This window comes from Macrococcus lamae, from assembly GCF_004359545.1.
GTDB classification, from domain to species: domain Bacteria; phylum Bacillota; class Bacilli; order Staphylococcales; family Staphylococcaceae; genus Macrococcus; species Macrococcus lamae.
Window position 1 is genome coordinate 18,040 of the sequence record NZ_SCWB01000019.1, and the last position, 14,115, is coordinate 32,154.

Below are 14,115 nucleotides of genomic sequence, written 5' to 3' on the forward strand. Positions count from 1 at the left end.
CCAAACAAGACAGCAAATTGTCATCAATGTATGTGACAAAGTTAAGTTTAGTATGTGTTGTGTAAGACTCAATAACGTCTTAACATGAAGACAGTATAAAAAATATTTTTAAAGGAGAGAAACATATGGCAGAACAAAAAAATGGTCTTCAACGCAAAGTCCAAGCTTTTGGTTCTTTTTTAAGCAGCATGGTCATGCCGAACATTGCAGTATTCATTGCATGGGGATTCCTCACTGCTCTATTTATTCCAGATGGCTGGTGGCCGAATAAAGACTTAGCTAAAATCGTCGATCCAACTATTCACTATCTTATTCCAATCTTAATCGCATTCATGGGTGGTAAACTCATTCATGATGTACGCGGCGGTGTTGTCGGTGCAGCAGCAACAATGGGTATTATCGCTGCCTTTGACCAGCATATGTTACTAGGCGCAATGATTATCGGACCATTAACAGCATGGTTAATGAAGCAGTTCGATAAAGTTGTCCAACCAAGAATTCGTACTGGTTTTGAGATGTTAATCAATAACTTCTCAGCTGGATTTTTAGCATTAGGTATGATGATTGTTTCATATTATTTATTAGCTCCAATTGTCGGCTGGATTATGTGGGTACTTGGTAAAGGCGTCAAATTCCTTGTTGACCTTCACATCCTTCCTTTAACTTCAATCTTGATTGAACCAGCAAAAGTATTATTCTTAAACAACGCAATTAACCACGGTGTGTTAACGCCGCTTGCGACTGATCAGGCTGCTGAAGTTGGAAAATCTATTCTTTATACATTAGAGTCTAACCCGGGACCAGGTCTTGGTATTTTACTTGCTTACATGATTTTCGGTAGAGGTTCAGCACGTGCGACTGCACCAGGTGCGGCATTGATCCACTTTATCGGTGGTATTCACGAGATTTACTTCCCGTATGTACTGATGAAACCTGCGATGATTATTGCAGCGATCTCAGGTGGTATGACTGGTGTTGCAATCTTCTCAGCGCTTGATTTCGGTTTGAAATCACCTGCTGCTCCAGGTTCAATACTTGCGTATATGGCAGTAACGCCTAAAGGTGATTTATTAACAATGTTTGCTGGTGTTCTCGGCGCAGCACTTGTTTCATTCATCGTCGGTTCATTAATTCTTAAATTCTCTAAAGATAAAGGCGAAGAAGATTTAGCAGCAGCAACAGCTAAGATGGAAGCAACGAAAGGCAAAAAATCTTCTGTTGCCGGTGCATTGACTGGCAAGGCAGCAGGTGCTACAACTTCTGACCGCGTAAAAGTGGTTGAAGTTGATAAAGACGAAACGACTGAGCCGAATTTATTGAATCAATATGATACAGAGAACGTGGGCGCACACGATTACTCACATGTCAGCAAAGTCATCTTTGCGTGTGATGCGGGTATGGGTTCAAGTGCGATGGGTGCGGGTATGCTGCGCAACAAGTTCAAGAAAGCAGGCATCAATGCTGAAGTGACAAACTCTGCAATCAACCAGTTACCGCGGGATGCACAGCTTGTCATCACGCAGAAAGTTCTGACTGACCGTGCAATCAAGCAAGTGCCGGATGCCATCCATATTTCAGTGGATAACTTCCTGAACTCCCCGCGTTATGATGAATTAATCGAAAACTTGAAGAAAGACCAATAATTAGACAATTGGTCAGTCAACAGCTACACTTTAACTGAATAATTTTTGAAAGGAGTGGGGGTATGCAGGTCAGTAATCGCGAGAAGAGAATCATCGAATCGTTGCTGAAGAATCCCCGCTCCTTTTTGACGATTCGGCAGATTGCACAGGACCTCGGTGTCTCAAGCCGGACGATTCACCGGGAGCTGAAATTTGTCGAGCGTACGCTTGGCCGCTTCGGGCTTGACCTGCTCCGACTTCCCAACAAAGGGCTGCGCATCGAGGGGGACAGCGAGCATTTCAATCAGCTGACCGACCAGCTCGATGCGATGGATGTCCTTGACTTGTCGATGGATGAACGGAAAGTCATCATATTATACACCTTGATTAAAGCAAAGGATCCGGTCAAACTGTACGGTCTTGCAAGCGAGATCGGCATTTCCATCAATAAGCTGAACAAAGAACTCTCAGCGCTTGAAATGGACCTCACCCGCTACCATCTGGAACTCCAGAAGAAGCGCGGCGAAGGGCTCGTGCTGTCCGGCGGTGAAGTCAACAAACGCCAGCTGCTCGCAGACCTCATGCTTGAAAGACTGAATTCAACAAGCGTCTACTCAGTCATCGAAGACCACTTCGTCTATCAGACGTTGAATGACGAGAAGCTGCTTGAAATCGTCGATATGAATCAGATCTTCAATGTCGAGCGGTTGCTGATGGATGAGCTGTCAGAACTTCCTTACGTCTTGATGGAGACATCGTATTTGACGCTGACGATTCACATTGTGCTCGCGATTGAACGCATCCGTAACGGCGAGCAGGTGATGATTAATGAAGAGCTCATTCAGGCGCTGCGAGTGACTCCTGAATTCAAGGTCGCAGAAAACTTAGCTGAGTCACTATCTCATGTCTACAACGTAGACTTTGACCTTGAGGAAGTCGTCTTTATCACGATGCATCTGCGCGGGGCGAAACGCCGGGCGGATGAAAGTGAGACAGCGATTGATATTACGACAGAAGCAGAACAGCTGATCGCGCATGTTGAGCGGCTGACCGGCAATGACTTTGAAGGCAACACCGTGCTCCGGGAAGGCATTCTTCTTCACCTCGTACCTGCTTTGAATCGTCTGTCAGGTGGTATAGAAACGTATAACCCGCTGACGGATATGATTAAGGCGGACTATCTGGTATTATTTGAAGCCGTGAGCAGTGCCCTCGCCCGGATATTTCCTGACCATTCGTTTCCGGACGGGGAAATCGCCTTCGTAGTGCTGCATTTCGGCGGCGCTATGAAAGCAGCTGAAGAAGAGCAGGTGCTCGTCGTCTGTACGAGCGGGATTGGAACAAGCAGAATACTGTCCAATCAGATCGAGCAGAACTTCCCAAATGTCACTGTCGCCCGTCAAGCCTCGGTCAGTGAACTGAAGTCGATTGCGCTGGACCAGTTTGACCATATTATTTCGACGGTCGGTCTGGATATCAAGCAGCCTTATACAGTGGTCAATCCACTGCTCCCTGCATCCGACAAGCAGATTCTGGCGCAGATTTTCACATCTCCTGCAGTGAAGCGGCAGAAAGTGACGCCTATGGTCCATCTCAACACTTATGACGCGGTCGTCCCGTTCGTCGTCGAAGGTCATGCATTGATCGATGCGCTTTACTTCCATGAGACAGATGTCCTGACGCTGGAAGACGCAATCGCGGATTATGTGGCAGCACATCATATTACAAGCGAAAGCGAGGAACTGCTGGCTGTCATCGGCAAACGAGAGGACGCGCAGGGATTTGCGATAACCGGTTCAGAGATTGCGCTCCCTCACCTCGTCCATCCATTGATTGAGCGCCCGGGCATTGCATTAATTACTTTAGCTAAGCACGTGGCTGCTAAAAACATGGATGACGACACGCAGCATGTCCGATACCTCGCGATTATGCTGCTGCCGGAAGACACGCGGTTAAGGCCCCTTGTCAGCGAATTCAGTGTATTATTGATGAACCATCTGGAGTCACCAGACAAATTATTTCGCAGCAGATCATTTGTCGTTAATCATATGAAACAAGCTTTAATGCAGCAAGTCACACAACTAATCTACTAAATGGAGTGAAGAAAACATGTCAAATTTAATCCCAACAGAAAATATTTTAATGAACCAGAAGCTCGCAACGAAAGAAGAAGCCATCGAAGCAGCAGGCCGTAAACTCGTTGAAGTCGGTGCAGTAGGCGAAGGTTACATCCAGGCGATGAAAGACCGTGAAGCTATCGTTTCAACTTATATGGGTAACTTCCTGGCGATTCCTCACGGGACTGACGAAGCAAAAACTGAAGTGATTAAAACAGGCATTACATTACTGCACGCACCTGACGGCATCGACTGGGACGGCAACACGGTTAAAGTCGTAGTCGGTATCGCTGGTAAAGACGGTGATCATTTAGATTTATTATCACAGATTGCTATTGTCTTCTCAGATGAAGAGAACGTTGACCGAGTCATCCGAGCTCAAACAGCTGACGAAATCAACGCAATCTTCGGGGAGGTTGAACTGTAATGAAAGCAGTCCATTTCGGTGCCGGCAATATCGGCCGTGGCTTTATCGGTAAAGTATTATATGACAACGGCTATGACATTACATTTGTCGATGTTAATGCTGAGATGATCGATCTGATCAACAAAGAACAGGAGTATGACGTCATCATCGCTGAAGAAGCGAAGTCCCGTCAGCACGTGTCAGGCGTCAAAGGTATCAACAGCATGACAGATACAGACAAGCTGCAAGCTGCCATTAAAGACGCAGACCTAATTACAACAGCAGTCGGTGTCAACATTCTACCGATCATCGCAAAAAGTATTGCGGGACCACTCAGCGAACGCACGTCTGACAAGCCAGTTAATGTTGTCGCCTGCGAAAATGCAATTATGGCAACCGACCAGCTGAAACAAGCAGTCGTTGCGATTTCTGGTGAACTAGGTGACCATGTTCATTTTCCTAACTCAGCAGTTGACCGTATCGTACCGATTCAGAAACAGGATAATCCACTAGATGTTATGGTTGAGCCGTTTTTTGAATGGGTGATTGAAGAAGATGCGTGGGCAGGCGAAAAGCTTGAAGGCGTAAAATATGTTTCTGATCTTCATCCGTATATTGAACGCAAATTACTGACTGTGAATACAGGACACGCATTCATCGCATACTTCGGTAGTTACAAAGGCTATACAACAGTGGACGAAGCAATGAAAGATGCAGAGCTTGTCGAGCAGTTGAAAGCTGTGCTTGCTGAAACAAGTGACTACTTAACGACTGTCTATGACTTCACTGCTGAAGAACAGGCCGCTTACGTCGAGAAGATCATCAGCCGCTTCAAGAATCCATACTTATCAGATGCATTAAACCGTGTCGGACGTTCACCGCTACGTAAGATCAGCCCGGAAGATCGTGTAGTGAAGCCGCTCGCTTATCTTGCAGAAGAAGATAGAAAACACGATGCATTAGTTGATATGGCAGCCTACTTACTGCGCTATTCTGATGAACAGGATCCAGAAGCCGTAGAGAAGAATACCTTTATCGAGGAAAAAGGTATCACTGAATTCCTGAAGCACTATGCCAAAGTTGAAGGTGAACTTGCAAAAGAAATAGCAGAGCGATATAACGCCCTATTGTTTGATAAAGAGAATAACTAGTTTTGTTGAGACCGTATTATATGGATACGGTCTTTTTGTTATGAATGGATTTCTTAGGATTTTGGCCTTCAGGAGCCATTTGAAGGCCACTTCTCGTCAGTTTCGACCGATTTCTTAAAAGTTTTGGCCTTCAAGCCACAAAAAACGACCCGCCTCTTCTGCGGGTCGTCCTCATTTATTATAATCCCATTTTTTCTCTTACGACGTCAGAGATGCTGTTGACGAAACGCTCTGCATCTTCATCTGTTTTTGCTTCTACCATCACACGAACTAATGGCTCTGTCCCTGATGGTCGTACAAGTACACGGCCTTCACCGTTCATCTCTGATTCTACTGCCTGAATCGCTGCTGCCACATCTGCATTCTGTTCTACCGCATGTTTGTCAGTCACACGAATGTTGACTAAGCGCTGCGGATATTTCGTCATCTGTGCTGCAAGTTCGCTCAACGTCATACCCGACTGCTTGACGATAGCTGCTAACTGCACGCCTGTCAGTAAGCCATCACCTGTTGTATTATAATCCATCATGACAATATGCCCGGACTGCTCTCCGCCTAAGTTATACTGTCCGCGGCGCATCTCTTCTACAACGTAGCGATCGCCGACTTTAGTCTTATCACTCTTGATGCCGTGCTCTTCCAATGCTTTATAGAATCCTAGATTACTCATCACCGTAGACACGACCATATTGTCCTTCAGTTCACCGCTCTTTGACATCGCCTGCGCTAAAATAAACATGATCTGGTCACCGTCAACAATCTGACCTTTCTCATCCACTGCAATCAATCTATCACCGTCGCCGTCAAATGCTAAACCGAAGTCGCTGCCTGATTCTACGACAAGCTCCGCTAATGCCTCTGGATGTGTGGACCCGACCTGATCATTAATATTGTTACCGTCAGGGTTACAGCCAATAGTCACTGTGTCTGCCTCAAGATCTCCGAATAAGTAAGGTGCTAGTGAATACGTCGAACCGTGTGCACCGTCAAGCGCAATCTTCAGTCCTTCCAGATCACCGGCAATCGTTGATTTAAGGAAACTTAAATAACGGTTGCCGCCTTCGAAGAAATCTGAAGTATGACCAAGGTCAGCACCAATCGGTCTTGGAAGTGCATCCTCTTCTGCGTCCAGCAGTTTCTCAATTTCTGCTTCCTGATCATCGTTCAGCTTGAAACCGTCTGCTCCAAAAAATTTAATACCGTTATCCTGCACCGGATTATGACTTGCAGAAATCATGACGCCTGCCTGCGCTTCCAGCTCTCTCGTTAAATACGAGACACCTGGTGTTGAAATAACACCGAGTCGCATCACTTCAGCTCCTGTTGATAATAAACCGGCAACAAGTGCTGATTCAAGCATGATTCCAGATACACGTGTGTCACGTCCTACAAGTACGGTTGGTTTGTCCTGCCCGTTATGTGCAAGCACGTAACCGCCGAACCGTCCTAACTTGAATGCAAATTCTGGTGTTAACTCACTATTTGCTACACCTCTGACACCGTCTGTTCCAAAATATTTACCCATGATTATAAACTCCTTTAAATTCCAGTTATTTTTTCCCTATATCAATATTTACTGTGACTTCATTCGGTGATGCTTTAGTTACATCTTTAGGCAGAGGAATCTTTTCCTTCAGCTCTGTATCTTTCGTTATTTCACCTAAATTGACTTCTACTTCCATATTACCAATGCCGTCAAGTACCGAGCGTTTACCAAACAGTTCCACTTGGTCATCTGATAATGAAATCTTGTTGATTTTGTATCCAAGTGGCAGGCTGCCTGTCGTTTTCGGTACGATGGAGACTGATTTAGAAGATGATGCCACTTTGATGTTAATCTTTACTTTCGCAGGTTTCACTGTTACGTCTAACTTGTTCAGCTGAGCATCAAACACACCGACTTCTGCTTCTTCTGTTGTAGATTCTGACAGCTTCGTCTTGTTATCAAGTGTTGCTTTGACGTATGCGATTTTATTCACTTCGTCTTCGCCGCCAGTAATCGTTACCTGCGACGGATCCACTTCCTGCCCGATCAGTTCATAACCAGTGGCGATGCGACTGTCACTGATCTCCGCTTCTACCTGTTCAGTGACACTTGTCTTTTCAGTCAGAGTCACATTAGCATTGTTCGGCATCAGCTCGTACGTCAGCTTATCGGACAGTCCTTCTACCTTGAATTTCTTCTTATGGTCACCTACTGTATCCCTACTCAAATCCAGTTTAACATTAAAATCCATCATGCTTTCAGTCTTTTTGACGATGGCATTCGGTCCTGATATTCTGACATTCACTGTCTTCGGTGCCCCGGCGAGATAAAGATTTTCCTTATCATAAATGGTTTCAACCGGAACATCCTCAATGACCACTTCTTCTGCTTTATTAAACTGTTCCTGCGTGAAAAAGGTACCGAACACATCATTGACCGACAAAAATAAAAATAAGGCAAGAATCAATGAGACAAGTCGCAGTCCCCATTTAGTTTCCAGCATTGTCCATCACCCCTTTCTTGTCGAGATGGGTGCTGAACCAGTGCTCTGTCAGCAGAGCTTCAAACACTTCCAGCGACACATCTTTACGCAGACGGCCGTTATAAGTCACTGAAATCGCTCCTGTTTCCTCTGAGACGACGACTGTAAATGCATCTGAGACTTCAGATAAACCGACAGCTGCTCTATGTCGCGTGCCCAGACTCTTTTGAATCTTGCTGGAATCAGAAAGGGGCAGATAGCTTGCAGCAGCAGCGATCTTGTCTCCCTGAATAATCATGGCGCCATCATGGAGCGGTGTGTTTGGAATAAAAATATTTATTAAAAGCTCTGATGAAATATTAGCATAAATCGGAATTCCCGTTTCAATATAATCCTGCAGTCCTGTTTCCTTTTCTATTACAATCAATGCACCGATACGACGCTTTGCCATATACTGCACTGATTTCACCATATCATCAGTCAGTTTTTTCTTATCTACCTTTAAGTTCGACGTATTTCGTTTGAACAAACTACCTCGTCCCAGCTGTTCCAGTGCTCTTCTTAATTCCGGCTGGAAAATCACAATGACTGCTAAGAAACCCCATTCCAGTACAAAATCGAATAATCTCGTTGTTGTCGTCAAATCGAGTAAGTCACTGACACTTCTACCAATCAGAATAAAGAAGATACCTTTTAGCAGTTGTATCGCTTTCGTACCTTTAATGGCATTGATTACCAGATAAAGGACGTACCATACAATCAGCAGGTCCAGAATGCCGGTGATAACTTTAAGTGTATTTAAGTTATCAAAGAACTGCATTGCATCTCCTCCAAACTTCAGCTACTTCTATTATAACATGTTGTTAACAAGACCTTTATATTCAGTGATGCTTTTTTCGTAATAATCGACAGCCTTATCCGCTTCTCCCATCTGCTTATAAATATCGGCTACTTTAGGATAAAGCTGGATCTTATAAATCGGCAGGTCATCTCCGCGTATGGCTTCAAGGTAATAAGTCAACGCACCTTGAAGATTGCCTTCTTTCACGCAAATATCTCCCATAATCTCATTAGCAAATCCCGCCGTATCTTCATCTGTCTGTTTCTTCACAAGATTTTTTGCTTCCTCAACCTTGCCGGTCTCACTTAAAATCTGACCATAACGGAGGCGCACATTCATCACAAATGGTGAATCAAAGCCATGTGCTTCAACCATATCATAAGCCTGCTTAATAGCGTCGTGTGCTTCTTTTATGCGACCGACTTCCAGCATTAAGATTGCAAGATTCGTCGTTACGCCGACCAGTTCAATGCTTGGACCTTTGATTTCCGCATAGGCAATCGCACGGCGTACATGGATTTCAGCTTCTTCATAATTTTTCAGGACATGATGCGTTTTGCCTAATGTGTTCTCAATCTCAAAGCCGAAATGATAAGTATTTAACCGGCCGCTGAGCGACAGGGCATCCTCACAGAGGTTCAATGCCACATAATTCTCTCCGATCAGGCGATAATATTCAGCGAGACTGCCGAGAATGGTCACCCGTGATGTATTAGTGATATTTTCGAATATTGTAATGTTATTCGCAATCGTCAGCTGACGAATCGCTTCCATCATATTGCCCGTCTGATGTTCAACGCGACCGAGCAGGACAAGCGCGCGTAAATAAATGGCAACGTCCTTCAGCTTCTTGACGATATCAATGGTTACCGTGAGTTCTTCGCGCGTCTTATCATAGTCCTCAATATGAAAATAATAGCTCGCTTTTACCCAGTGGATGGCACCCCGTTCATATTCAGTAATACTTTCAAGCGTTTCATAATTCTTTGTTAAAAATTCTTCCAGCTTACTGAATTCATGGAGCATCACATGGTTTTCCGCCCATTTGATATCCTTTTTGATGTCAAGAAGACTCATATTTCTATCTGCTGTCGTCGTCGTAAAGTCATCAAGCGTACAGTTCAGACGGACACTTAATTTTTTCAGAACATTTGTCGAAGGATGAACGGAGTTCTTCTCAATCAGACTTAAATATGTTCTTGATATAATCCCTTCCGCTAATTGCTGCTGCGTCAGGTTGGCAGCGTTCCTCAGTTCTTTAACCCGTTGTCCCAGCATATCGCAACCCCCAGTCGATTTAACTATATTATACTGTGTCCACATTAAAATGTAACGCACACTTCGCTGAAATTAATATTAAAAATTGATTAAGATGATGGCTCGATTAAAAAAACAAAAATGATAAAATAATTCTATTTGTGTAATACGTTGACACAATACCAATAAATCGTAATAATTAAATTATCAAAATTTAAAGGAGAAGCTCAATGTTAGATATCCTTGTCATCGATAATCTGGCTCAGCTTAAATGTGTCAGCGATCCATTTCGTATTAAGCTGCTCGAACTGTTGTCTGAAAACGAAAAAACCGGGCAGCAGCTGGCAGATGAACTGAATATTCCAAGAGCTAAAATTCATTATCATCTGAGAGAATTAGAAAAATACGGAATCATCGAAATGGTCAAAACTGAACAGAAGCATAGCATCATTCAGAAGTTCTATTCACCGACAGCAAAGCAGTTATTACCGAGTCCTGACCTGCTGAAGTTCAGAGAAGAAGAATCGAAGAAAGAAGCTTTTACTTTTAAATTACAGTTAGATAATGGAGACTTAAATGACTTCAAAAAAGATTTAAAGAAATTCCTGAAGAAATCATCAGAAAAATCTGGAGACGAACATTATAAGATAACCGTTATTCCAAGTTCTGAACAATAAGTGCATTTAATTACACATAAACAATAAAAAAGATGGAAAATCAATTCCATCTTTTTTCAGTTGAAGAGCGAACTCTTCTTAATTATAGTAACGTCTCTCCGAAGAATGAGCCTAATAGGCCGACTGCCTGATCAGCTGTTTTATTGTTGATATCAATCAGCGGATTAACTTCAACAAGTTCCATAGAAGTGATGATATTAGCATCATGCAGCATTTCCATTGCCAGATGACTCTCACGGTATGTGATGCCGCCTGGTACACAAGTACCTGTTCCCGGTGTTTCTACGGGATCAAGTGCATCTACATCAAGCGACAGATGTACGCCGTCTGTACCCTTTAAATAGTCAATCGTTTCATCAATGACTTTCTGCATACCCAGCTTATCGATATCTGCCATCGTATATGTTTTAATACCAGCTTCTCTAATGTATTTCTTCTCTCCCGCGTCCAGGTCGCGCATGCCGATCAGAACGATATTTTCAGTTTTAACTTTGTTCTGATAACCACCGATGTTTACCAAGTCCGGATGTCCTTCACCGATTAACGCGCGTAACGGCATTCCGTGAATGTTGCCTGACGGAGAAGAATCAGCAATATTTAAATCGCCATGAGCATCATACCAGATAACACCTAGATTATCATAATGGCGTTTTACCCCTGCAATCGTCCCCATAGCTATCGAATGGTCGCCTCCGATGACTAACGGGAATTTACCTGACTGAATCGTCTGATCCACTTCATCACAAAGCGTTTCACAAAACTCAGTCACTTCTTCTAAGTTCCGCAGTCCGCCTTCTTGTTCACCACGGTATTTCTTCATATCTATAGCAGGACTTGCGATATTCCCTTTATCTTCAACTGTTAATTCAGTTCCCTCGATTCGTTCAACTAAACCAGCATAGCGCATCGCATTGGGACCCATGTTCACTCCAAGCTTGCGCTGACCAAATGCACAAGGTGCTCCGATAATTTCAACTGTCTTCTTCATTTTTTTACCCCTCTGTTTCAAATAATATAAGAAAGCGCTAACATTTATTATTCTAAATGAGTTGAAGATATTATTCAATAATTTTATGCATACGTGTATAAAATGTATTTTTATGGAATATATTGAATAGCTATTCAAATTATCAGAAAAGTCTGTTAAAATAAATTTGATTTATATTAAGGAGGAGAAACATGAAAACATTAACGAAATATTCAACACGGCTGATGGAAAAATGGCTGCCAGATCCACTGATTTTCGTTATCTTGTTAACAGCTTTTATCTTTTTACTCGGCGTTTTTACTACCCCTGCTTCACCTGTAGAAATGGTGTCATTTTTTGGCACAGGATTCTGGGGATTGCTTGCATTCACTGCACAGATGGCGATGGTTTTACTGACTGGCCACGTTCTTGCAATGAGTTCTCCATTCAAAAAATTACTCAAGCGGCTGGCAAAATTGCCGAAATCTGCTGGGCAGGCCATTATCATGGTGTCAGTGGTCGCAGCTGTTGCCTGTGTCATTAACTGGGGCTTCGGACTAGTCATCGGTGCACTGTTTGCCAAGGAAATGGCCCGCACCCGTGATGATGTAGACTACAGATTGTTGATCGCCTCTGCTTATTCCGGGTTTCTTGTATGGCACGGCGGACTCTCAGGATCCATCCCGTTAACTATTGCGACAAAAGGTCATCCATTTGAAGACAAGATAGGAATTATTCCTATCACTGACACTATATTCAGTCTGCAGAATATTATTACTGTTCTCTCACTGATTATTGCCATTCCGATTTTAAACTATTTGATGCACCCTAAAAAAGAAGACAGATTTATTGTTGATTCCTCAGTACTAGATGATACACCTTCAGACAGACGTCTGATTCCATCTACACCGTCTGAAAAAATAGAAAACAGCATGATATTAAGTCTAGTAGCTGCTCTGCTTGGGTTCAGCTATGTCATCTGGCACTTTGCAACAAAAGGATTCGACCTGAATTTAGATATCGTCAATTTAATATTTCTGTTTGCCGGGTTTCTATTACATAAAACGCCAAGAAACTATATTGATGCAACAGAAGAAGCAGTTAAAGGGGTTGCACCTATCTTAATCCAGTTTCCCTTCTATGGTGGTTTAATGGCGATGATGACGCAATCAGGCATCGCTGGTAATATTTCTAACCTCTTTGTTAATATTTCATCACAGGACACATTTCAGTTCCTTGCATTTATAAGTGCAGGTATCGTCAACTTCTTTGTTCCGAGCGGCGGAGGACAATGGGCTGTACAGGCACCAATCATGATAGAAGCAGCTCATGCTCTTCATGTACCAGATGCTAAAATGGCTATGGCCATCGCATGGGGAGATGCATGGACTAATATGATCCAGCCGTTCTGGGCATTGCCCGCACTTGCGATTGCCGGCTTGAAAGCAAAAGATATTATGGGCTACTGTCTCTTTGTCATGATTGTTTCAGGTATCATCATTTCATTGGCATTCTTATTTATTCCATAAACCAACATAACAAAAAACCCTTGTCCGAAGACAAGGGTTTCATTATGAGCCATAGAGGATTCGAACCTCTGACCCTTTGATTAAAAGTCAAATGCTCTACCAACTGAGCTAATGGCTCTAATGGCTGGGGTAGCTGGATTCGAACCAACGAGTGACGGAGTCAAAGTCCGTTGCCTTACCGCTTGGCTATACCCCATAAATGGTGGAGGGGGGCAGATTCGAACTGCCGAACCCGAAGGAGCGGATTTACAGTCCGCCGCGTTTAGCCACTTCGCTACCCCTCCAGCTTATGATATGTAAGTTAAGTTATAAATGGTGGAGGATGACGGGTTCGAACCGCCGACCCTCTGCTTGTAAGGCAGATGCTCTCCCAGCTGAGCTAATCCTCCAGTGATGACCCCTACGGGATTCGAACCCGTGTTACCGCCGTGAAAGGGCGGTGTCTTAACCGCTTGACCAAGGGGCCAAAAAAAAATGGCTCCACAGGTAGGACTCGAACCTACGACCGATCGGTTAACAGCCGATAGCTCTACCACTGAGCTACTGTGGATAAATTATAAATCTGCCCGGCAACGTCCTACTCTCGCGGGACGTCAGTCCAACTACCATCGGCGCTCGAGAGCTTAACTTCTGTGTTCGGTATGGGAACAGGTGTGACCTCTCTGCCATCGTCACCAGACAGGGTGGATCGAAGGGATATACCCTCAAAACTAGATAAGCGGGAAGAAGAAGGAGCCTTACCAGCTCGCCGAGCTGAAAAATCTTTGCTCTATTGTCCAGCTGCAGCTTCGCTGTCCTTCATGATTTTCTAAGCTTACTGTCCAGCTGGCGCTGTCTATCAGCTTATCAAAAATCAGTCAGGCCATAACGCTTGCCTTCGCCTTTCGTCTTTGATTAAGTCTTCGATCGATTAGTATCCGTCAGCTCCACACATCGCTGTGCTTCCACCTCAGACCTATTGACCTCATCATCTCTGAGGGATCTTATAACCGAAGTTGGGAAATCTCATCTTGAGGGGGGCTTCATGCTTAGATGCTTTCAGCACTTATCCCGTCCATACATAGCTACCCAGCTATGCCG

Annotated in this window: 11 protein-coding genes, 6 tRNA genes and 2 rRNA genes; 6 read left to right on the forward strand and 13 right to left on the reverse strand. The window is 43.9% G+C overall.

Features of this window, described 5'->3' with window-relative positions; all coding sequences use genetic code 11:
- The first annotated feature begins 125 nt into the window (after positions 1 to 125).
- The 4 genes from ERX29_RS09850 (at position 126) to ERX29_RS09865 (ending at position 5,296) form a co-directional block, all read left to right on the forward strand.
- Positions 126 to 1,643 (forward strand): PTS mannitol transporter subunit IIBC, encoded by a 1,518-nt coding sequence (locus tag ERX29_RS09850; RefSeq protein WP_133444512.1) that lies wholly within the window; start codon positions 126 to 128, stop codon positions 1,641 to 1,643.
- A gap of 62 nt (positions 1,644 to 1,705) precedes the next feature.
- Positions 1,706 to 3,715: a BglG family transcription antiterminator gene (locus ERX29_RS09855; RefSeq protein WP_133444513.1), complete on the forward strand. Its 2,010-nt coding sequence runs from the start codon at positions 1,706 to 1,708 to the stop codon at positions 3,713 to 3,715.
- Between the two features lie 16 nt (positions 3,716 to 3,731).
- Positions 3,732 to 4,166, forward strand: coding sequence for a PTS mannitol transporter subunit IIA (locus tag ERX29_RS09860; protein ID WP_133444514.1), 435 nt, complete (start codon positions 3,732 to 3,734; stop codon positions 4,164 to 4,166).
- The gene (locus ERX29_RS09865) at positions 4,166 to 5,296 is read left to right on the forward strand and encodes a mannitol-1-phosphate 5-dehydrogenase (protein WP_133444515.1); all 1,131 of its coding nucleotides are present in this window, start codon (positions 4,166 to 4,168) and stop codon (positions 5,294 to 5,296) included. Before ERX29_RS09860 ends, ERX29_RS09865 begins: the two co-directional genes overlap by 1 nt.
- 178 nt (positions 5,297 to 5,474) lie before the next feature.
- On the opposite strand, the gene glmM is transcribed toward ERX29_RS09865, so the two are convergent.
- Genes glmM through ERX29_RS09885 form a run of 4 tightly spaced genes read right to left on the reverse strand, consistent with a single transcriptional unit; the run spans position 5,475 to position 9,883 of the window.
- Positions 5,475 to 6,821, reverse strand: a complete 1,347-nt coding sequence (glmM, locus tag ERX29_RS09870; RefSeq protein ID WP_133444516.1) for a phosphoglucosamine mutase — start codon at positions 6,819 to 6,821, stop codon at positions 5,475 to 5,477.
- A gap of 25 nt (positions 6,822 to 6,846) precedes the next feature.
- Positions 6,847 to 7,785 carry a CdaR family protein gene (locus ERX29_RS09875; RefSeq protein WP_133444517.1) on the reverse strand — a complete coding sequence of 313 codons (939 nt, stop codon included), beginning with the start codon at positions 7,783 to 7,785 and terminating at the stop codon, positions 6,847 to 6,849.
- Complete coding sequence (gene cdaA / locus ERX29_RS09880) at positions 7,772 to 8,584, reverse strand: diadenylate cyclase CdaA (RefSeq protein ID WP_133444518.1); 813 nt, start codon at positions 8,582 to 8,584, stop codon at positions 7,772 to 7,774. The genes ERX29_RS09875 and cdaA overlap by 14 nt, the downstream gene beginning before the upstream one ends.
- A gap of 30 nt (positions 8,585 to 8,614) precedes the next feature.
- Positions 8,615 to 9,883, reverse strand: coding sequence for a helix-turn-helix domain-containing protein (locus ERX29_RS09885; protein WP_165981131.1), 1,269 nt, complete (start codon positions 9,881 to 9,883; stop codon positions 8,615 to 8,617).
- Positions 9,884 to 10,092: 209 nt separating this feature from the next.
- On the opposite strand from ERX29_RS09885, the gene ERX29_RS09890 reads away from it, so the two are divergent.
- Positions 10,093 to 10,539, forward strand: a complete 447-nt coding sequence (locus ERX29_RS09890) for an ArsR/SmtB family transcription factor (protein WP_133444520.1) — start codon at positions 10,093 to 10,095, stop codon at positions 10,537 to 10,539.
- 82 nt (positions 10,540 to 10,621) lie between these two features.
- Here ERX29_RS09890 and rocF read toward each other — a convergent pair whose 3' ends face one another.
- Entirely contained in the window at positions 10,622 to 11,527 is a 906-nt protein-coding gene (gene rocF / locus ERX29_RS09895; protein WP_133444521.1) for an arginase, read from the reverse strand.
- Between the two features lie 191 nt (positions 11,528 to 11,718).
- Between rocF and ERX29_RS09900 the strand changes: the two genes are divergently transcribed.
- Positions 11,719 to 13,035 (forward strand): short-chain fatty acid transporter, encoded by a 1,317-nt coding sequence (locus tag ERX29_RS09900; protein WP_133444522.1) that lies wholly within the window; start codon positions 11,719 to 11,721, stop codon positions 13,033 to 13,035.
- Between the two features lie 45 nt (positions 13,036 to 13,080).
- Here ERX29_RS09900 and ERX29_RS09905 read toward each other — a convergent pair.
- From ERX29_RS09905 to ERX29_RS09940, 8 genes are all read right to left on the reverse strand, one after another.
- Positions 13,081 to 13,153, reverse strand: a tRNA-Lys gene (locus ERX29_RS09905).
- Between the two features lie 3 nt (positions 13,154 to 13,156).
- Positions 13,157 to 13,231, reverse strand: a tRNA-Gln gene (locus tag ERX29_RS09910).
- A gap of 4 nt (positions 13,232 to 13,235) precedes the next feature.
- Positions 13,236 to 13,319, reverse strand: a tRNA-Tyr gene (locus tag ERX29_RS09915).
- Positions 13,320 to 13,348: 29 nt separating this feature from the next.
- A tRNA-Val gene (locus ERX29_RS09920) sits at positions 13,349 to 13,424 on the reverse strand.
- A 5-nt stretch (positions 13,425 to 13,429) separates the two neighbouring features.
- A tRNA-Glu gene (locus ERX29_RS09925) sits at positions 13,430 to 13,501 on the reverse strand.
- 9 nt (positions 13,502 to 13,510) lie between these two features.
- Positions 13,511 to 13,585, reverse strand: a tRNA-Asn gene (locus tag ERX29_RS09930).
- A 14-nt stretch (positions 13,586 to 13,599) separates the two neighbouring features.
- A 5S ribosomal RNA gene (gene rrf / locus ERX29_RS09935) occupies positions 13,600 to 13,714 on the reverse strand.
- A gap of 211 nt (positions 13,715 to 13,925) precedes the next feature.
- Positions 13,926 to 14,115 (reverse strand): 23S ribosomal RNA (locus tag ERX29_RS09940); the annotation flags it as partial.

Excerpts from the sequence above, each read along its gene's own strand:
- ERX29_RS09860 (WP_133444514.1), top strand. The coding sequence starts at position 3,732 with ATGTCAAATTTAATCCCAACAGAAAATATTTTAATGAACCAGAAGCTC.
- rocF (WP_133444521.1), bottom strand. The coding sequence starts at position 11,527 with ATGAAGAAGACAGTTGAAATTATCGGAGCACCTTGTGCATTTGGTCAG.
- cdaA (WP_133444518.1), bottom strand. The coding sequence starts at position 8,584 with ATGCAGTTCTTTGATAACTTAAATACACTTAAAGTTATCACCGGCATT.
- ERX29_RS09900 (WP_133444522.1), top strand. The coding sequence starts at position 11,719 with ATGAAAACATTAACGAAATATTCAACACGGCTGATGGAAAAATGGCTG.
- ERX29_RS09855 (WP_133444513.1), top strand. The coding sequence starts at position 1,706 with ATGCAGGTCAGTAATCGCGAGAAGAGAATCATCGAATCGTTGCTGAAG.
- glmM (WP_133444516.1), bottom strand. The coding sequence starts at position 6,821 with ATGGGTAAATATTTTGGAACAGACGGTGTCAGAGGTGTAGCAAATAGT.
- ERX29_RS09865 (WP_133444515.1), top strand. The coding sequence starts at position 4,166 with ATGAAAGCAGTCCATTTCGGTGCCGGCAATATCGGCCGTGGCTTTATC.
- ERX29_RS09885 (WP_165981131.1), bottom strand. The coding sequence starts at position 9,883 with ATGCTGGGACAACGGGTTAAAGAACTGAGGAACGCTGCCAACCTGACG.
- ERX29_RS09890 (WP_133444520.1), top strand. The coding sequence starts at position 10,093 with ATGTTAGATATCCTTGTCATCGATAATCTGGCTCAGCTTAAATGTGTC.
- ERX29_RS09875 (WP_133444517.1), bottom strand. The coding sequence starts at position 7,785 with ATGCTGGAAACTAAATGGGGACTGCGACTTGTCTCATTGATTCTTGCC.
- ERX29_RS09850 (WP_133444512.1), top strand. The coding sequence starts at position 126 with ATGGCAGAACAAAAAAATGGTCTTCAACGCAAAGTCCAAGCTTTTGGT.